The sequence below is a fragment of the Pseudomonas sp. S37 genome, assembly GCF_016658545.1.
Lineage (GTDB): Bacteria > Pseudomonadota > Gammaproteobacteria > Pseudomonadales > Pseudomonadaceae > Aquipseudomonas.
In genome coordinates this window covers 1-17,346 of sequence record NZ_JACVZC010000038.1, presented here as the reverse complement: position 1 = coordinate 17,346, position 17,346 = coordinate 1, and the positions used below count along the sequence as shown (strand labels likewise).

Sequence of the window (17,346 nt, the reverse complement as noted above, 5' to 3'; positions counted from 1 at the left end):
GGCCCGACAACGAGGCAAGCAGGTGCAACCCGAACCCCATCGCACAGGAGAGCGCCATGCGCACAGTCTTCTTGCGTCGCGGTCTGGTCGCCCTGTTTGCGGCGGCTGTGTCCTTCGGCGCCATTACCCAAGCCCAGGCCGAGAGCCTGCGTATCGGTTATCAGAAATACGGCACCCTGGTGCTGCTCAAGGCCAAGGGCACGCTCGAGAAGCGCCTGGCCGAGCAGGGCATTCAGGTGCAGTGGACCGAGTTCCCGGGCGGCCCGCAGCTGCTTGAAGGGCTGAACGTCGGCTCGATCGATTTCGGTGTCACCGGCGAGACGCCGCCAGTATTTGCCCAGGCCGCTGGCGCTGACTTGCTGTATGTGGCCTACGAGCCGCCGGCCCCGCACAGCGAGGCGATCCTGGTACCGAAGGGCTCGTCGATCCAGTCGGTGAAAGACCTCAAGGGCAAGAAAGTCGCCCTCAACAAAGGCTCCAACGTGCACTACCTGCTGGTGCGCGCCCTGGAAGACGCCGGCCTCAAATACAGTGATATCCAGCCCGTCTACCTGCCGCCGGCCGACGCCCGCGCCGCCTTCGAGCGTGGCAGTGTAGATGCCTGGGTGATCTGGGACCCGTACCAGGCCGCCGCCGAGCAACAGTTGCAGGCGCGCACCCTGCGTGACGGCAATGGCCTTGTCGACAACCATCAGTTCTACCTCGCCACCCGCAACTACGCGACCCAGCACCCGGCGGTGATCAACACCGTGATCGAGGAAGTGCGCGCCGTGGGCGAATGGTCCCAGGCCAACCCGCAGGAGGTGACCGACCAGGTCGCACCACTGCTCGGCCTGCCTGCCGACATCACCCTGACCTCGGTCAAGCGCCAGGGCTATGGCGCTGCGCCGTTGACCCCTGAGGTGGTGGCCGCACAACAGAAAATCGCCGACACCTTCCAGGCGCTCAAGCTCATACCCAAGCCGCTGAGCATCAAGGACGTGATCTGGACACCCCCGGCCAAGGTCGCTAGCGCGCCTTGATTGATTCGCCCGTGCCGGGGCGCCGCCCTGGCTGAGCCACCCTTGAGGAGACAACTCCAATGAGCCTTAACATTTTCTGGTTCCTGCCTACGCACGGTGACGGTAAGTACCTGGGCACTTCCGATGGCGCACGCGCCGTTGATCACGGCTACCTGCAGCAGATCGCCCAGGCGGCTGACCGCCTCGGCTTTGGTGGCGTGCTGATCCCGACCGGACGTTCCTGCGAGGACTCCTGGCTGGTCGCGGCATCGCTGATCCCGGTAACCCAGCGCCTGAAGTTCCTGGTCGCGCTGCGCCCCGGCATTATTTCGCCGACTGTGGCAGCACGTCAGGCTGCAACCTTGGACCGCCTGTCCAACGGCCGGGCGCTGTTCAACCTGGTAACCGGTGGCGACCCGGACGAGCTGGCTGGCGACGGCCTGCACCTGAACCACCAGGAGCGCTATGAAGCCTCGGTCGAGTTCACCCGTATCTGGCGCAAGGTGCTGGAAGGCGAAAACGTCGACTACGACGGCAAGCACATCCAGGTGAAGGGCGCCAAGCTGCTCTATCCGCCGATTCAGCAGCCACGGCCGCCGCTGTATTTCGGCGGTTCGTCCGAAGCCGCCCAAGACCTGGCGGCTGAACAGGTCGAGTTGTACCTGACGTGGGGTGAGCCACCGGCAGCCGTGGCCGAGAAGATCGCCCAAGTGCGCAAAAAAGCCGCTGCTCAAGGCCGTGAAGTACGCTTCGGTATCCGCCTGCACGTGATCGTGCGCGAAACCAACGAAGAAGCCTGGGCCGCCGCCGACCGCCTGATTTCGCACTTGGACGATGACACCATTGCCCGTGCCCAGGCCTCGCTGGCGCGCTTCGACTCGGTGGGCCAGCAGCGCATGGCTGCCCTCCACAACGGCAACCGCGACAACCTGGAGGTCAGCCCCAACCTGTGGGCGGGTGTTGGCCTGGTGCGAGGCGGTGCCGGTACCGCGCTGGTGGGTGATGGCCCGACCGTTGCGGCGCGGGTCAAGGAATACGCTGCGCTTGGCATTGATACCTTCATCTTCTCGGGCTACCCGCACCTGGAAGAGTCGTACCGGGTGGCCGAGTTGCTGTTCCCGCACATTGACGTGAACCGCCCGGAACAACCCAAGACGGGCGGCTACGTGAGCCCGTTCGGCGAGATGGTGGCCAACGACATCCTGCCCAAGTCCGTTGCGCAGAGCTGAGGGCCAGGCCATGAGTCGTGCAACTTCCAACAACCTTGCCCAGCGCCTGGCGCCATGGGCGCTGCCGGTGCTGCTGCTGGCGGCCTGGCAGCTGGCGGTCAGCGCTGGCTGGCTGTCGACGCGCATCTTGCCGGCGCCTAGCGCCGTGGTCAGTGCCGGCGTCGAGCTGGTGCGCAGCGGTGACATCTGGACCCACCTGGCCATCAGTGGCTGGCGTGCCGGGCTGGGCTTCGTCATCGGCGGCAGCATCGGCCTGGTGCTGGGCTTCATCACTGGCCTGTCTAACTGGGGCGAACGTCTGCTCGACAGCTCGGTGCAGATGATCCGCAACGTGCCGCACCTGGCGCTGATCCCGCTGGTGATCCTGTGGTTTGGTATCGATGAGTCGGCGAAGATCTTTCTGGTCGCGCTGGGCACGTTGTTCCCGATCTACCTGAACACCTACCACGGCATTCGCAATGTCGACCCGGCGCTGGTGGAAATGGCCCGCAGCTATGGCTTGTCCGGCTTCAGCCTGTTCCGCCAGGTGATCCTGCCGGGGGCGCTGCCGTCGATCCTGGTGGGCGTGCGCTTTGCCCTGGGCTTCATGTGGCTGACCCTGATCGTCGCCGAAACCATCTCGGCCAACGCCGGCATCGGTTACCTGGCCATGAACGCCCGTGAATTCCTGCAGACCGATGTGGTGGTGCTGGCCATCGTCCTGTATGCCGTGCTCGGCAAGCTCGCCGACCTCGCCGCCCGCGGCCTGGAGCGTGTGTGGTTGCGCTGGCACCCAGCCTATCAAGTGGCGAAGAAGGAGGGCGCATGACCGTGCTCAAGGAACAGCCGCCACGCCTGCTGCGTGGCATCCCGCTGGCCTCCAACGGCTTGCGCAAGGCCTTTGGCCAGCGCGAAGTATTGAAGGGTATCGACCTGCACATTCCGGCCGGCCAGTTCGTGGCCATTGTCGGCCGCAGCGGCTGCGGCAAAAGCACCTTGCTGCGTTTGCTGGCCGGGCTCGACCAGCCCACTGCCGGGCAGTTGCTGGCTGGTGCCGCGCCGCTGGACGAAGCGCGCGAAGAAACCCGCTTGATGTTCCAGGATGCACGCCTGCTGCCTTGGAAGAAGGTGATCGACAACGTGGGCCTGGGCCTGTCTGGCGACTGGCGCTCGCGAGCGCTGGATGCCCTGGAGGCGGTTGGCCTTGCCGACCGCGCCAATGAGTGGCCGGCAGCGCTGTCGGGTGGCCAGAAGCAGCGTGTGGCGCTGGCCCGGGCACTGATCCACCAACCGCGCCTGCTGTTGCTGGACGAGCCGCTGGGGGCGCTGGATGCCCTGACCCGTATCGAGATGCAGCAACTGATCGAACGCCTGTGGCGTCAGCACGGCTTCACCGTGCTGTTGGTGACCCACGATGTCAGCGAGGCGGTTGCCGTGGCTGACCGGGTGATCCTGATCGAAGACGGCGAGGTCGGGCTCGACCTCACTGTCGACCTGGCACGGCCCCGGGCGCGTGGTTCGCACCGCCTGGCTGCGCTGGAAAGCGAAGTGCTCAACCGTGTGCTGTCGGCCCCGGGCGCTGCGCCCGAGCCGGACCCTGTAGCCCCTCTGCCCACGCAACTGCGTTGGGCGCACTGAATCCCAGAAGCCAAAAGGAAGCAAATCATGACTATCAAAGCCATCAACGTTCGCAACCAGTTCAAAGGCACTGTGAAAGAAATCCTCGAAGGGCCGGTACTGTCGGAAATCGACGTGCAGACGGCGTCGGGCATCGTCACTTCGGTGATCACCACCCGCTCCGTGCGTGAGCTGGAGCTGCAGGTGGGCAGTGAAGTGATTGCCTTTGTGAAGTCGACGGAAGTGTCTATCGCCAAGTTGTGATTGGCCTGCTTGATATTGGGGCTGCTTTGCAGCCCTTCGCGGGTAAACCCGCTCCTACAGGGGATCGCGTATCTCTGTAGGAGCGGCCTTGTGTCGCGATCGGGCCGCAACGCGGCCCCAAAATCTTCAGCGGGAACGCTTGGCCAGAAACGGCGGCAGATACAGCCCCAGATACGCCTCGAACACCCGCTTGCCTTCCTCGGCCATGCGCGGGGTGATCGCCTCATGCAACTGCACAGACCGCGCATACACCCGGTCGCTCAGCTCCATGGCCAGGGCAAACACATCCACATCCAGCGGCATCACCGGCAGATGAAAATGCTGGTCGAACAACTTGTGCATCAAGTCGCCCAGCTCCATGTCGTGCTGCCGGTCGGCCTGCACCACTTCACTCAGCCCATGCTGGGCCAGAATCAGCTGCCGCGCCGCCGCATCTTCGTTGTAGATATCCAGCATGCGCTGCTCGATCAACCGTGACAGCTCATGCCAGGTGCTGACCGCGTGGCTGTCGATCGGCGCGCTCAGCGCTTCACGGAAGGCGCGGTGGACGTCGGCGGTCAGTGCCTCGAGCAACGCCGGCACACTGGCGAAGAAGTGGTACACCGACGAGGGTGGAATCTGCGCACGCTCGGCCACGCTGTAAACCGACAACCCCGCCACCCCCAGCTCGGCCAGTAGCTCGCGGGCAGCCGCCAGGATCGCCTCGATCCTGGCCTGGCTGCTGGCGCGCGGCTTGCGCGGGGTGGTGGTGCGGTTCATCAGTTGCTGATCGCCAGGATGCTCGCCTGGTAGGCACCCACGAACAGGTCGAAGTCACCGACTTCTTCCTGCTCCAGTTCGGACTGTTTGGCCAGCGACTCACGGGCCAGCGTTTCGTATGCCTGTTGCTGTTCCTGGCTCAGTGGTTGCTCGCGGAACGTCTCGGCGTGGATCCGGCTCTGGCGCAGCGAGAACTGCACGAAGCTTTCGTCATGCTCGGTCATGCGCGCCAGCACCTGGGCTGAAGGCGTCAGCGCGGCGTCGTCGACCTTGGCCTGCTGGGCATCCAGGGCCTTGGCGTGCTCATCAAAGCCCTGGGCCTGGTCGAGCAGGTCGGCCAACTGGCGGATACGCTCGATCAGCTCGCTGGCCCACTGCTTCAGGCCAATCGGTTGGCCGTCGCGGTGCAGCTCAAGGTCTGGGCGGCGGCCTTCCTTGACCACGGTCAGGAAGTTGCTGGTGCACTGGCCACACTCGCTGTTGTCCAGCTGCGGGCTGTCTTCCAGGGCGCAGAACAGCAGGAACGCATCGAGGAAACGCGCTTCGGTGAGGTCGATGCCCACCGGCAGGAACGGGTTGATGTCCAGGCAGCGCACTTCCACGTACTGCACGCCACGCGAGGTCAGGGCCTGGATCGGCCGTTCGCCGGTATAGGTGACGCGCTTGGGGCGGATGTTCGAGTAGTACTCGTTTTCGATCTGCAGGATGTTGGTGTTCAGCTGTACCCACTCGCCGTCGACGTGCGTGCCCACTTCAACGTAAGGCGCGTAGGGCGTGCCGACGGCCTTGCGCAAGCTGTCGGTGTAGCTGGCCAGGTTGTTGTAGCACGGCGTCAGGCCGGCCTGGGCGTTGCTCTGGTAGCCCAGGTCGCTCATGCGCAGGCTGGTGGCGTAGGGCAGGAACAGGGTTTCGGCATCCAGCTCTTCAAGCTGGTGCGGGCGGCCACGCAGGAAGCCTTTGTCCAGCGTCGGCGAGGCACCGAACAGGTACATCAGCAGCCAGCTGTAGCGGCGGAAGTTACGGATCAGCGCAATGTAGGCCGACGACTGGTAGTCCCGGTCGTTCTCGCTACCGCCTTCGGCGGCACGCAGCAGTGGCCACAGGGCTTCGGGCAGCGAGAAGTTGTAATGGATACCGGCAATGCACTGCATGGTGCGGCCGTAACGCAGGGCCAGGCCCTTGCGGTAGACGTGCTTGAGCTTGCCGATATTGGAGGTGCCGTACTCGGCAATCGGGATGTCCTCCTCGGCCGGCAGCGTGCACGGCATCGACGGGCTCCACAGGTATTCGTCGCCCAGCTTGCTGTAGACGAAGCGGTGGGTCTGTTCGAGGCTTTCGAGCACCTTTGCCGGGTCGGCCAGCGCTGGGGTGATGAACTCCAGCAGCGACTCGGAATAGTCCGTGGTGATCTGCTCGTTGGTCAGCGCCGATCCCAGTGCTTCCGGGTGCGGGGTCTGGGCCAGGCGACCTTCGTCGGTCACGCGCAGGCATTCGCGCTCAATACCGTGCAGGCACTGCTTGAGCAAGGGGAGATTAGCGCCGAGCAGGCTCAGGCGGCGGTTGAGGAGGTCGCTCAAGATGTATTCCTTCACGCGTCAGTCGCCCCAATATGGGGGTAGAGATAACGGTCTACAAGGGTAGGAAGAAAGGAACTGGCGTTGTCGCCTGGTTTACGCGGTTCCAGCAGTGCCAGCGCATTGCTGAAAATACCGCAGATACTGCTTGGTGAGCTAGAGAACCGCGAAGGTTCCTTGCGCTTTGGCCACCAGTTTGTCGCCCTGGACTACGTCGGCGTCGACCACCAGGGTGCGCCGCCCGGCGTGCAGCACGCGGGCGGTGCACAGGACTTCGCCGTCACTGACGGCGCGCATGTAGTTGATCTTGCACTCGATGGTGACGCTTTGCTGGTCAAAGCCATGGCTGGCCGAGCAGGCCAGGCCCATGGCGATGTCCACCAGGCTGAAGATTGCGCCGCCGTGCAGCTTCTGGCCACGGTTGCGCAACTGTGGCTCAAGCGCCAGGGCTACCTCGGCAACACCGGTGTCCAGGCGTTGCAGGCGGCAGCCCAGCAACTGGCTGAAGGCGCTTTCGACGTATTCGCGTGGTACGTCCATCACTTCTTCTTCAACTGCTTGGCGTTGGCGAACAACGAGGCCATGGCGTTGTTGGCCGGGGCGGCCGTGGCCGTTTCACGCTGGCGCGGTGCCTGCTGCTGGCGGTTGCCGCCATTGCCACGGTTACCGCCGCGGTTGCCTTCGACCTTTTCGCCCGGGGTGTCGCTCATGCGCATGGACAAGCCCACACGCTTGCGCGGGATGTCCACTTCCATGACCTTGACCTTGACCACGTCGCCGGCCTTGACCGCTTCACGCGGGTCCTTGATGAACTTCTCGGACAGCGCCGAAATGTGCACCAGGCCGTCCTGGTGTACGCCAATGTCGACGAAGGCACCGAAGTTGGTGACGTTGGTCACCACGCCTTCGAGGATCATGCCTGGCTCCAGGTCCTTGAGGTCTTCGACGCCGTCCTGGAAGGTCGCGGTCTTGAACTCGGGGCGTGGGTCGCGGCCGGGCTTGTCCAGTTCCTGCAGGATGTCGGTCACGGTCGGCAGGCCGAAGGTTTCGTCGGTGAACTTCTTCGGGTCAAGGCGCTTGAGGAAGCTGCTGTCACCGATCAGCGAGCGGATGTCGCGGTCGGTGTCGGCGGCGATGCGCTGTACCAGCGGGTAGGCCTCGGGGTGAACTGCCGAGGCGTCCAGCGGGTTGTCACCGTTCATCACGCGCAGGAAGCCGGCGGCCTGTTCGAAGGTTTTTTCACCCAGGCGGCTGACTTTTTTCAGCGCCGCACGGGTAGCGAACGGGCCGTTGGCGTCGCGGTGGGCGACGATGTTCTGGGCCAAGGTGGCGTTAAGGCCGGAGATGCGCGTCAGCAGCGCCACCGAGGCGGTATTGACGTCCACGCCGACGGCGTTCACGCAGTCCTCGACCACGGCGTCCAGGCCGCGCGCCAGTTTCAGCTGCGACACGTCGTGCTGGTACTGGCCGACCCCGATGGATTTCGGGTCGATCTTCACCAGCTCGGCCAGCGGGTCTTGCAGGCGGCGGGCAATCGACACGGCGCCACGGATCGACACGTCGAGGTCCGGGAACTCGCGGGCGGCCAGCTCCGATGCCGAGTACACCGAAGCGCCGGCTTCGGACACCATGATCTTGGTGATCTTCAGTGCTGGGTACTTCTTGACCAGCTCGGCTACCAGCTTGTCGCTCTCGCGGCTGGCGGTGCCGTTGCCGATGGCGATCAGCTCCACCGAGTGCTTGGCGCACAGCGCGGCCATGATCGAAAGGGTGCGGTCCCAGTCGTTCTTCGGCGCATGCGGGTAGACCGTGGTGTAATCCAGCAGCTTGCCGGTGGCATCGACCACGGCGATCTTGCAACCGGTGCGCAGGCCCGGGTCAAAGCCCAGGGTGGCACGCGGGCCGGCCGGTGCGGCCAGCAGCAGGTCGTGCAGGTTATGGGCGAACACGTTGATCGCCTCGCCTTCGGCATTGTCGCGCAGCTCGCCGAACAGGTCGGTTTCCAGGTGGGTGTAGAGCTTTACCTTCCAGGTCCAGCGCACCACCTCGCCCAGCCATTTGTCGGCCGGGCGGCTACGGTTTTCCACGCCGACGTGGTTGCCGATCATCAGCTCGCACGGGTGCAGGGTGCCGGGCAGTTCTTCGCCGACTTTCAGCGAGGCGCTCAGCACGCCTTCGTTGCGCCCGCGGAAAATCGCCAGGGCGCGGTGCGACGGTGCGTTGCGCAGCAGTTCGTCATGGGCGAAATAGTCGCGGAACTTGGCGCCTTCCTCTTCCTTGCCGGCCACCACGCGGGCGCTTAGCACGGCTTCCTGCTTGAGGAAGCTGCGCAGCTTGTCGAGCAGCGCGGCGTCTTCGGCAAAGCGCTCCATGAGGATGTACTTGGCACCTTCCAGCGCGGCCTTGACGTCGGCCACGCCCTTTTCGGCGTTTACGAAGCGCGCAGCTTCGCTTTCCGGTGTCAGGTTAGGGTCGTTGAACAGGCCGTCGGCCAGCTCGCCGAGCCCGGCTTCCAGGGCAATCTGGCCCTTGGTGCGGCGCTTTTGCTTGTACGGCAGGTACAGGTCTTCGAGGCGGGTCTTGGTGTCTGCAAGCTTGATTTCGCGGGCCAGCTCCGGGGTCAGCTTGCCCTGTTCCTCGATGCTGGACAGGATGCTGGCGCGACGCTCGTCGAGTTCGCGCAGGTAGCGCAGGCGCTCTTCCAGATGGCGCAGCTGGGTGTCGTCCAGGCTACCGGTCACTTCCTTGCGGTAACGGGCGATGAAAGGCACGGTCGAGCCTTCGTCCAACAGGCCCACGGCCGCCTCGACCTGCTGGGGGCGTACGCCCAGTTCCTCGGCGATACGGCTGTTGATGCTGTCCATGTAAACCACCTGACATTTGTGAATACGGGGGTCGCCTGTGGGCTTTTCGCCCGGCGGCGCTGGATGAAAGCCGCGCATTATACCCATCGCAAACGGCTTGCGGTGATGGCGCCCGGCCAGCCGGAACTGGCGCCCGGGGAAAAATCTGCTAACAATGCTCACGGCACGCGTTGCAATGGCTACGCCATAATGCGCGGCGATATCAGAGGAGTTATTCATGACCGGCACGCCAAACACCGCTGAAGGTGACAAGATTCTCATCGTCGACGACGACCCGGGGCTGAGCAGCCTGCTGGAACGTTTCTTCACCAGCAAGGGCTACCGTGCCCGCGCGGTGCCCAACACCGAACAGATGGACCGCCTGCTGTCACGCGAGGTGTTCAACCTGGTGGTGCTCGACCTGATGCTGCCGGGCGAGGATGGCCTGTCCGCGTGCAAGCGCCTGCGCCAGCAGAACAACCAGATCCCGATCATCATGCTCACCGCCAAGGGCGACGAGCTCAGCCGCATCAAGGGCCTGGAGCTGGGCGCCGACGATTACCTGGGCAAGCCGTTCAACCCGGACGAGCTGATGGCCCGGGTCAAGGCCGTGCTGCGCCGCCAGGCGCCGACCGTGCCGGGTGCGCCGGGTAGCGAGGACGAGTCGGTCACCTTCGGCGACTACGAGCTGTCGCTGGCCACCCGTGAACTGAAACGTGGCAACGAAGTGCACATGCTCACCACCGGTGAGTTCGCCGTGCTCAAGGCGCTGGTAATGCATGCCCGCGAGCCGCTGACCCGCGACAAGCTGATGAACCTGGCCCGTGGCCGCGAATGGGATGCCCTGGAGCGCTCCATCGACGTGCAGATTTCGCGCCTGCGCCGCATGATCGAGCCGGACCCGTCCAAGCCGCGTTACATCCAGACCGTGTGGGGCGTGGGCTACGTGTTCGTGCCGGACGGAAACGCCGGAAAGTGATGCCTGACCGTCGATGAAAACACCGCTCTGGTTTCCGCAAAGTTTCTTCGCCCGCACCCTGTGGCTGGTGTTGATCGTCGTCCTGTTCTCCAAGGCCCTGACCCTGGTCTACCTGTTGATGAACGAGGATGTGCTGGTCGACCGTCAGTACAGCCACGGTGTGGCGCTGACCTTGCGCGCCTATTGGGCTGCCGACGAAGAAAACCGCGACAAGATCGCCGAAGCAGCAGGGCTGATCCGCGTGACTGGCTCGGGCGTGCCCGAAGGCGAGCAGCACTGGCCCTATAGCGAAATCTACCAGCGGCAGATGCAGGCCGAGCTGGGCGAAGACACCGAAGTGCGGCTGCGCATTCATGCGCCACCGGCGTTGTGGGTGAATGCGCCCAGCCTGGGCCCGGGTTGGTTGAAGGTGCCGTTGTACCCGCACCCGCTGCGTGGGCAGAAAATCTGGAACGTGCTGGGCTGGTTCCTGGCCATTGGCCTGTTGTCTACCGCCTCGGCGTGGATATTCGTGCGGCAGTTGAACCAGCCGCTCAAGCGCCTGGTATTCGCTGCGCGCCAGTTGGGCCAGGGGCGCAGCGTGCGCTTGCCGATCAGCGACACACCCAGTGAAATGACCGAGGTGTACAAGGCCTTCAACCAGATGGCCGAGGATGTCGAACAGGCCGGGCGCGAGCGCGAACTGATGCTGGCCGGGGTTTCCCACGACCTGCGCACACCGCTGACACGCTTGCGCTTGTCGTTGTCGTTGTTGAACAGCGACAGTGACTTGAGTGATGACATGGTCCGCGACATCGAGGACATGGACGCGATTCTCGACCAGTTCCTGGCGTTTATCCGCGATGGCCGGGACGAACCGGTGGAAGAGGTCGACCTGGCGGACCTGGTGCGCGAGGTGGTGGCGCCGTACAACCAGCCGGAAGAACGCGTGCGCCTGTGCCTGGAGCCGATACCGCCGTTCCCGCTGCGCCGGGTTTCGCTCAAGCGCATGCTCGGCAACCTGATCGGCAACGCCCTGCACCATGCCGGCAAGGGGGTCGAGGTGGCGGCCTATGTGTCGGGGGACGAGAGCGCACCGTATGTGGTGCTGAGTGTGCTGGACCGTGGCACCGGGATCGACGAGTCGGAGCTGGAGACCATCTTCAACCCGTTCATTCGCGGCGACCGCGCGCGGGGCGGCAAGGGCACCGGGCTGGGGTTGGCTATCGTCAAGCGGATTGCGGCGCAGCATGGCGGGAATGTGGAGTTGCGTAACCGCTCCGGTGGCGGGATCGAGGCGCGGGTGCGGTTGCCGTTGGGGCTGTTGTTGCCGCGTAATGCTGTGTGAGCCTGTACCGGCCTCTTCGCGGCTAAAGCCGCTCCCACAGGTAGTGCGCAGGCCTGTGGGCTGCGGTGATCCTGTGGGAGCGGCTTTAGCCGCGAAGAGGCCGGGACAGGTTTAAATCAACCTTTCCCCTTGGTCCGGGTCTGGTTAGGCCCGCCATTCTTCTCCAGGTGCTCAATGATCATCCCGGCCACGTTCTTGCCGGTGGTCACTTCGATACCTTCCAGCCCCGGCGACGAGTTCACCTCCATCACCAGTGGCCCATGGTTGGAACGCAGGATATCCACACCCGCCACGCTCAAGCCCATCACCTTGGCTGCACGAATCGCGGTAATCCGCTCTTCCGGGGTGATCTTGATCAGGCTGGCGACGCCCCCGCGGTGCAGGTTGGAGCGGAACTCGCCGGGCTTGGCCTGACGCTTCATCGAAGCAATGACCTTGTCGCCCACCACGAAGCAGCGAATGTCGGCACCGCCGGCCTCCTTGATGTATTCCTGCACCATGATGTTCTGCTTCAGGCCCATGAACGCCTCGATCACCGACTCGGCTGCCTGGGTGGTTTCGCACAGCACCACGCCGATGCCCTGGGTGCCTTCCAGCACCTTGATCACCAGTGGGGCGCCGTTGACCATCTGGATCAGGTCGGGGATGTCGTCGGGCGAGTGGGCGAAGCCGGTGATCGGCAGCCCGATGCCACGGCGTGACAACAGCTGCAACGAGCGCAGCTTGTCGCGCGAGCGGGCGATGGCCACCGATTCGTTGAGCGGGTACACGCCCATCATTTCGAACTGGCGCAGCACTGCGCAGCCATAGAACGTTACCGAGGCGCCAATGCGTGGGATCACCGCATCGAAGCCTTCAAGCGGTTTGCCGCGGTAATGGATCTGCGGTTTGTGGCTGGCAATGTTCATGTAGGCCCGCAGGGTATCGATCACTACCATTTCGTGGCCACGCTGGGTACCGGCTTCGACCAGGCGGCGGGTGGAATACAGACGCGGATTGCGCGACAGCACAGCGATCTTCATGCAGCACCTGTGACAGGAGAAAGAGTGGCCGGGAAGGCCGGTTTGTCTTGGACGTATTTAAGGCCAGGGTTGACCACCAGCTGACCGTGAATCAAGGCCTTGGAGCCCAGTAGCAGGCGGTAGCGCATGCTCTTGCGGCAGGCGAGGGTAAATTCCACCTCCCACACACGATCACCCAAGGCCAATGACGTGCGAATGACATAACGGGTCTGGGCGTGACCATTGGAGCTTCTGATGGTCTTTCTGTTCACCAGCGGCGCCTCGCAGCGCCGGTGGCGCAGTTGTACCACTGTGCCCAGGTGCGCAGTGAAACGTACCCAGGGCTGGCCATCACGCTCGAACGGTTCCACCTCGGTGGCATGCAGGCTGGAGGTGCTGGCGCCGGTGTCGATCTTGGCGCGTAGCCCGGCCACGCCGAGGTCAGGCAGGGCGACCCACTCGCGCAGGCCGATCACAGTCAAATGGTCAAATGTCTTCACGAAGCGCACCCTGCGAATAAGGTGGTGAACTGTAAGCATGGCGGGGACTTTTTGCATCCGTATGTGAAGGTAGTACAGTTCGATGAAAGACAGAATCCGAGGTAACGGGATGGCACAAAAAGCCGAAGACGACGACAAGGTTCGCCTGGACAAATGGCTGTGGGCGGCGCGCTTCTACAAGACCCGGGCGCTGGCCAAGGCGGCGATCGAGAGTGGCAAGGTGCATTGCCGGGGTGAGCGTTGCAAGCCGGGCAAGGAACCGCGGGTGGGTGACGAATTTGTGCTGCGCACCGGGTTTGATGAGCGCACGGTGGTGGTGAAGGCACTGTCGGTGGTGCGGCGTGGGGCGCCCGAGGCGCAAACGCTGTACGAAGAGACTGAAGAGAGTGTGCGGCGCAGGGAGCAGGCAGCCGAAATGCGCAAGGCAGGGGCGATGGGTGTGACTACCGATGGCCGGCCGAACAAGAAGCAACGGCGGCAAATTCACCAGCTGCATGGGAGCTTTGAATAGCCAGGGCCGCTCTGCGGCCCATCGCGACACAAGGCCGCTCCTACAAGGGAACGCGTACCCCTGTAGGAGCGGCCTTGTGTCGCGAAAGGGCTGCGCAGCAGCCCCAAGGCCCTAACGGGTTACGGCCATCCGTCCGACCAGCGGTAACTTGGCCAGCAGGTTAAACAACGGCGCCGTCCAGCGCACCAACGCCTCGCTACCCTTGGCCGCCAACGGCGTGTAGTAGCTCCAGCCCAACGCCAGCACCGCCATCAGCAACCCGCCGATGTAGTCATCCTGCCCCCAGTGGGCGCCTGCCACCAGGCGCGGCAGCATGAACAGCACCGCCAGCCCCCAGACCACCAGAAACTGCCCCAGGCGCCGGCTGAACACGCTCATGAACAGCGCCCAGACCAGCAGTACCGAGGCGTGATCCCCCGGAAAACTCTTGCTGGAACGGTCCTTCAGCTCCCAGGCCTTTTCCAGGTTCGGGTAGTAGTCACTGAGGTGCACTACGTCGTCGAACATCATCGACGGGCTCTTGTGTTGCCAGCCGGCTGCATCCACCCACTTGGAAAACAGCGCGCGAATCACCACTAAGAGGAGTAGCGTGACCAGAAAGCCGAAAAACGCCTGGCGAACCTGAGCGGCCTTGAACACCCAGTCACCCCGGATGAGCACTGCCAACAGTATCAGGCCGACGACGACGTCGAACGGGCGCAGGCTGCCGACGGTCCAGATATAGCGCCAGGTGGTGTTGTCGGCCAGCGGCGCATTCAGGCTGTGGAACAGCCACTCGTCGAAAGTCAGGCACAGGATCTGGCCAATGGGCCATAACCAGAAACACAGTAGAGCAATGGGCAGCAGCGTGCAGGCTGCCAAGGGTCCCCAGGACCACCTTGCTTGGAACAGTGGTCGATTATCCATAAGATACCTCTATCTCCTAAAGGGAAACGAGCGCCCGAAAACGCTCTGCGACGGGATTTCTAATTCCCTTTAATTATTTTGTCATCATTTTCAGATAGCCAGACAACCATGAGCGACTTGCCAGATACAGATTTCACCCAACGTTTCATCTTCGACGAGCGCGATGTGCGCGGCGAGTGGGTGTCTCTCGATGACAGCTACGCCGCGGTGCTGGCCCGTCATGAATACCCGCAGCCGGTGCAGGCGCTGCTCGGCGAGCTGATGGCCGCCACCGCCTTGCTGGTCGGCGCGCTGAAGTTCGATGGCCTGCTGATTCTGCAGGCGCGTTCGTCCGGGCCAATCCCGCTGCTGATGGTCGAATGCTCCGGTGAGCGTGACATCCGCGGCATGGCCCGTTACGAAGCGGACCAGATTCCGGCCGACGCCACTCTGGAGCAGCTGATGCCTGGCGGCCACCTGACCCTGACCATCGACCCGGTCAAGGGCCAGCGCTACCAGGGCACCGTCGACCTCGATGGTGCCAACCTGTCGGAATGCTTCACCAACTACTTCGTCCAGTCGCAGCAGCTCAATACCCGCTTCTGGCTCGACACCTCCAGCGGCAAGGCACGTGGCCTGTTGCTGCAGCAGCTGCCGCGTGATCGCCAGCCTGACGATGAAGAGCGCGAAGAAAGCTGGCAGCACGTCGTGGCCCTGGCCAAGACGCTGAAGCTTGAAGAGTGGGCGCTGGACAACGAGACCCTGCTGCACCGCCTGTACCATGAGGACGCTGTGCGCCTGTTCGATATCGAGCCTTTGCGTTTCCACTGCAGCTGCTCGCGCGAACGCTCGGGTAACGCGCTGGTCAGCCTGGGCGAGGCTGACGCCAAGGCGCTGGTTGAGGAATGTGGCGGGCAAGTGGAAGTCGATTGCCAGTTCTGTAACGAGCGCTATCTGTTCGATGCCAGCGATGTGGCGCAACTGTTTGCCGGTGGCGGCACGGACGTGGCCTCAGAAACTCGCCACTGAAACGTTAAAGCTCAGGATAATCTCCTGTCGAATTGCGCAAAAGCGCAGTTCTGACAGGAGGGGCCTACTTTTTTTGGGCTTTTCTGGCATAATCCGGCCACTTTTTTCGCTGTAGTAGTTTTTTCAAGACAACTACAAAACGTTTGGAGCACTCGGCCTCGGGCCGGATGGGGTATCTCATGACGCAAGCCAACAACACCGTGTACACCGACCTGAGCGTCGATGAGCTGGTAAAAGAAGCGCTGCAACGCGGTGAAGGTGTACTAGCCGATACCGGCGCACTGGTCGTGGAGACCGGTCACCGTACTGGCCGTTCGCCGGCTGACCGTTTCATCGTCGAAGAACCTTCCACCCAGGACGCCATTTCCTGGGGCCCGATCAACCGCAAGTTCCCGGCCGACAAGTTCGATGCCCTGTGGGCTCGCGTCGAGGCGTTCAACAACGCCCAGGATCACTTCGTTTCCTACGTTCACGTAGGGGCGGCCGCCGAGCACTACCTGCCGGTGAAAATGACCACCCAGACTGCCTGGCAGAACCTGTTCGGTCGTTGCCTGTTCATCAACCCTGAGCAGTTCAACCCGGCTGGCCGCGACCAATGGCAGATCCTGAACGTTGCCAACTTCGTCTGCGAACCTGAGCGTGACGGCACCAACTCCGACGGTTGCGTGATCATCAACTTCGCCCAGAAGAAGGTACTGATCGCTGGCATGCGCTACGCCGGCGAAATGAAGAAAGCCATGTTCTCGGTGCAGAACTTCCTGCTGCCGGCTGCCGACGTACTGCCAATGCACTGCGCGGCCAACATCGGCGAAGAAGGCGATGTGACCCTGTTCTTCGGCCTGTCCGGCACCGGCAAGACCACCCTGTCGGCCGACGAAAGCCGTTACCTGATCGGTGACGACGAGCACGGTTGGGGCGAAGGCGTTGTCTTCAACATGGAAGGCGGCTGCTACGCCAAGTGCATCGACCTGTCCGAGAAGAACGAGCCGGTCATCTGGAAAGCCATCAAGCACGGCGCGGTACTGGAAAACGTCGTTCTCGACGGCAACCAGCACGCCGACTACACCGATGTCAGCCTGACCCAGAACAGCCGTGCGGCCTACCCGCTGGAGCACGTTGCCAAGCGTTCCGAAGCGAACCTGGGCGGCGAGCCGAATGCAGTAATCTTCCTGACCTGCGACCTGACCGGTGTTCTGCCTCCGGTTTCGATCCTGAACAACGAGCAGGCGGCCTACCACTTCCTGTCCGGTTACACCGCGCTGGTCGGTTCCACCGAAATGGGTTCGGGCGGCGGCATCAAGTCGACCTTCTCCACCTGCTTCGGCGCCCCGTTCTTCCCGCGCCCGGCTGGCGAGTACGCCGAGCTGCTGATCAAGCGTATCAACGGCTTCAACTCCAAGGTTTACCTGGTCAACACCGGCTGGACCGGTGGTGGCTACGGCGTTGGCAAGCGCTTCAGCATCCCGACCACCCGTGCGGTGATCGCTGCGATCCAGAGCGGCGCGCTGGTCGGTGCCGAAACCGAGCACCTGGACATCATCAACCTGGACGTGCCGAAGGCAGTTCCAGGCGTTGAAACCGAGCTGCTCAACCCGCGCACCAACTGGGCTGACAAAGCTGCCTACGACGAGGCCGCCAAAGGCCTGGCCAAGCTGTTCATCGAAAACTTCAAGAAGTTCGAAGTTTCCGACGCCATCAAGGCCGCTGGCCCGCAGCTGTAAGCTGCAACCAGCCGCAACGAGAAAGCCGCCAGAATTGGCGGCTTTTTTGTTCCTGCTGTCCGGCTGATGCAATTCCTTGTAGGAGCGGGGGGGGGGGGGGGGGGGGGGGGGGGGGGGGGGCGGCGGG

General features: G+C 63.4%; 17 protein-coding genes. 10 read left to right on the top strand and 7 right to left on the bottom strand.

What is annotated here, in order from left to right; genetic code table 11:
* Positions 1–56 precede the first annotated feature (56 nt).
* Genes IAE39_RS14155 through IAE39_RS14135 form a run of 5 tightly spaced genes read left to right on the top strand, consistent with a single transcriptional unit; the run spans position 57 to position 4,090 of the window.
* On the top strand, positions 57–1,022 hold the full coding sequence (locus IAE39_RS14155; RefSeq protein WP_201203375.1) for a sulfonate ABC transporter substrate-binding protein: 966 nt from the start codon (positions 57–59) through the stop codon (positions 1,020–1,022).
* A 59-nt stretch (positions 1,023–1,081) separates the two neighbouring features.
* Positions 1,082–2,230 (top strand): FMNH2-dependent alkanesulfonate monooxygenase, encoded by a 1,149-nt coding sequence (gene ssuD, locus IAE39_RS14150; RefSeq protein WP_201203374.1) that lies wholly within the window; start codon positions 1,082–1,084, stop codon positions 2,228–2,230.
* 10 nt (positions 2,231–2,240) lie between these two features.
* Complete coding sequence (gene ssuC, locus IAE39_RS14145; protein ID WP_054913222.1) at positions 2,241–3,038, top strand: aliphatic sulfonate ABC transporter permease SsuC; 798 nt, start codon at positions 2,241–2,243, stop codon at positions 3,036–3,038.
* On the top strand, positions 3,035–3,847 hold the full coding sequence (ssuB, locus tag IAE39_RS14140; protein WP_201203373.1) for an aliphatic sulfonates ABC transporter ATP-binding protein: 813 nt from the start codon (positions 3,035–3,037) through the stop codon (positions 3,845–3,847). The genes ssuC and ssuB overlap by 4 nt, the downstream gene beginning before the upstream one ends.
* Before the next feature lie 27 nt (positions 3,848–3,874).
* Positions 3,875–4,090 carry a TOBE domain-containing protein gene (locus tag IAE39_RS14135; RefSeq protein WP_003255829.1) on the top strand — a complete coding sequence of 72 codons (216 nt, stop codon included), beginning with the start codon at positions 3,875–3,877 and terminating at the stop codon, positions 4,088–4,090.
* Positions 4,091–4,216: 126 nt separating this feature from the next.
* Here the strand turns inward: IAE39_RS14135 and IAE39_RS14130 are convergent, their stop codons facing one another.
* The 4 genes from IAE39_RS14130 to IAE39_RS14115 all read right to left on the bottom strand — a co-directional run bounded on the left by IAE39_RS14130 (position 4,217) and on the right by IAE39_RS14115 (position 9,287).
* Complete coding sequence (locus tag IAE39_RS14130) at positions 4,217–4,849, bottom strand: TetR/AcrR family transcriptional regulator (RefSeq protein WP_201203372.1); 633 nt, start codon at positions 4,847–4,849, stop codon at positions 4,217–4,219.
* On the bottom strand, positions 4,849–6,441 hold the full coding sequence (gene gshA / locus IAE39_RS14125; RefSeq protein ID WP_201203371.1) for a glutamate--cysteine ligase: 1,593 nt from the start codon (positions 6,439–6,441) through the stop codon (positions 4,849–4,851). The genes IAE39_RS14130 and gshA overlap by 1 nt, the downstream gene beginning before the upstream one ends.
* A 138-nt stretch (positions 6,442–6,579) precedes the next feature.
* Positions 6,580–6,963, bottom strand: coding sequence for a PaaI family thioesterase (locus tag IAE39_RS14120; protein WP_050580765.1), 384 nt, complete (start codon positions 6,961–6,963; stop codon positions 6,580–6,582).
* Positions 6,963–9,287, bottom strand: coding sequence for a Tex family protein (locus IAE39_RS14115; RefSeq protein WP_201203369.1), 2,325 nt, complete (start codon positions 9,285–9,287; stop codon positions 6,963–6,965). Before IAE39_RS14115 ends, IAE39_RS14120 begins: the two co-directional genes overlap by 1 nt.
* A gap of 217 nt (positions 9,288–9,504) precedes the next feature.
* On the opposite strand from IAE39_RS14115, the gene ompR reads away from it, so the two are divergent.
* Together ompR and IAE39_RS14105 are read left to right on the top strand one after the other, a co-directional pair.
* A complete protein-coding gene (gene ompR, locus IAE39_RS14110) occupies positions 9,505–10,245 on the top strand; it encodes an osmolarity response regulator transcription factor OmpR (RefSeq protein WP_201203367.1) in 741 nt (246 codons plus the stop codon).
* Positions 10,246–10,258: 13 nt separating this feature from the next.
* The gene (locus tag IAE39_RS14105; RefSeq protein ID WP_060501261.1) at positions 10,259–11,572 is read left to right on the top strand and encodes an ATP-binding protein; all 1,314 of its coding nucleotides are present in this window, start codon (positions 10,259–10,261) and stop codon (positions 11,570–11,572) included.
* 116 nt (positions 11,573–11,688) lie between these two features.
* Here IAE39_RS14105 and rimK read toward each other — a convergent pair whose 3' ends face one another.
* Both rimK and rimB read right to left on the bottom strand, forming a co-directional pair.
* Positions 11,689–12,594, bottom strand: coding sequence for a 30S ribosomal protein S6--L-glutamate ligase (rimK, locus tag IAE39_RS14100; protein WP_012316721.1), 906 nt, complete (start codon positions 12,592–12,594; stop codon positions 11,689–11,691).
* A complete protein-coding gene (rimB, locus tag IAE39_RS14095) occupies positions 12,591–13,073 on the bottom strand; it encodes a retropepsin-like aspartic endopeptidase RimB (protein WP_328825613.1) in 483 nt (160 codons plus the stop codon). The genes rimK and rimB overlap by 4 nt, the downstream gene beginning before the upstream one ends.
* A 109-nt stretch (positions 13,074–13,182) precedes the next feature.
* On the opposite strand from rimB, the gene IAE39_RS14090 reads away from it, so the two are divergent.
* A complete protein-coding gene (locus IAE39_RS14090; RefSeq protein ID WP_144170159.1) occupies positions 13,183–13,584 on the top strand; it encodes an RNA-binding S4 domain-containing protein in 402 nt (133 codons plus the stop codon).
* Between the two features lie 111 nt (positions 13,585–13,695).
* Here the strand turns inward: IAE39_RS14090 and IAE39_RS14085 are convergent, their stop codons facing one another.
* Positions 13,696–14,490: a phosphatase PAP2 family protein gene (locus IAE39_RS14085; protein WP_201203365.1), complete on the bottom strand. Its 795-nt coding sequence runs from the start codon at positions 14,488–14,490 to the stop codon at positions 13,696–13,698.
* Between the two features lie 108 nt (positions 14,491–14,598).
* Between IAE39_RS14085 and hslO the strand changes: the two genes are divergently transcribed.
* Together hslO and IAE39_RS14075 are read left to right on the top strand one after the other, a co-directional pair.
* Positions 14,599–15,498 carry an Hsp33 family molecular chaperone HslO gene (gene hslO / locus IAE39_RS14080; RefSeq protein WP_201203363.1) on the top strand — a complete coding sequence of 300 codons (900 nt, stop codon included), beginning with the start codon at positions 14,599–14,601 and terminating at the stop codon, positions 15,496–15,498.
* Positions 15,499–15,677: 179 nt separating this feature from the next.
* Positions 15,678–17,219, top strand: a complete 1,542-nt coding sequence (locus IAE39_RS14075; protein WP_201203361.1) for a phosphoenolpyruvate carboxykinase — start codon at positions 15,678–15,680, stop codon at positions 17,217–17,219.
* The last annotated feature ends 127 nt before the right edge of the window (positions 17,220–17,346 follow it).

What these genes read in the sequence shown, in the direction of transcription:
- IAE39_RS14155 (WP_201203375.1), top strand. Translation starts at nt 57, where the DNA reads ATGCGCACAGTCTTCTTGCGTCGCGGTCTGGTCGCCCTGTTTGCGGCG.
- ssuD (WP_201203374.1), top strand. Translation starts at nt 1,082, where the DNA reads ATGAGCCTTAACATTTTCTGGTTCCTGCCTACGCACGGTGACGGTAAG.
- ssuC (WP_054913222.1), top strand. Translation starts at nt 2,241, where the DNA reads ATGAGTCGTGCAACTTCCAACAACCTTGCCCAGCGCCTGGCGCCATGG.
- ssuB (WP_201203373.1), top strand. Translation starts at nt 3,035, where the DNA reads ATGACCGTGCTCAAGGAACAGCCGCCACGCCTGCTGCGTGGCATCCCG.
- IAE39_RS14135 (WP_003255829.1), top strand. Translation starts at nt 3,875, where the DNA reads ATGACTATCAAAGCCATCAACGTTCGCAACCAGTTCAAAGGCACTGTG.
- IAE39_RS14130 (WP_201203372.1), bottom strand. Translation starts at nt 4,849, where the DNA reads ATGAACCGCACCACCACCCCGCGCAAGCCGCGCGCCAGCAGCCAGGCC.
- IAE39_RS14120 (WP_050580765.1), bottom strand. Translation starts at nt 6,963, where the DNA reads ATGGACGTACCACGCGAATACGTCGAAAGCGCCTTCAGCCAGTTGCTG.
- IAE39_RS14115 (WP_201203369.1), bottom strand. Translation starts at nt 9,287, where the DNA reads ATGGACAGCATCAACAGCCGTATCGCCGAGGAACTGGGCGTACGCCCC.
- ompR (WP_201203367.1), top strand. Translation starts at nt 9,505, where the DNA reads ATGACCGGCACGCCAAACACCGCTGAAGGTGACAAGATTCTCATCGTC.
- IAE39_RS14105 (WP_060501261.1), top strand. Translation starts at nt 10,259, where the DNA reads ATGAAAACACCGCTCTGGTTTCCGCAAAGTTTCTTCGCCCGCACCCTG.
- rimK (WP_012316721.1), bottom strand. Translation starts at nt 12,594, where the DNA reads ATGAAGATCGCTGTGCTGTCGCGCAATCCGCGTCTGTATTCCACCCGC.
- IAE39_RS14090 (WP_144170159.1), top strand. Translation starts at nt 13,183, where the DNA reads ATGGCACAAAAAGCCGAAGACGACGACAAGGTTCGCCTGGACAAATGG.
- IAE39_RS14085 (WP_201203365.1), bottom strand. Translation starts at nt 14,490, where the DNA reads ATGGATAATCGACCACTGTTCCAAGCAAGGTGGTCCTGGGGACCCTTG.
- hslO (WP_201203363.1), top strand. Translation starts at nt 14,599, where the DNA reads ATGAGCGACTTGCCAGATACAGATTTCACCCAACGTTTCATCTTCGAC.
- IAE39_RS14075 (WP_201203361.1), top strand. Translation starts at nt 15,678, where the DNA reads ATGACGCAAGCCAACAACACCGTGTACACCGACCTGAGCGTCGATGAG.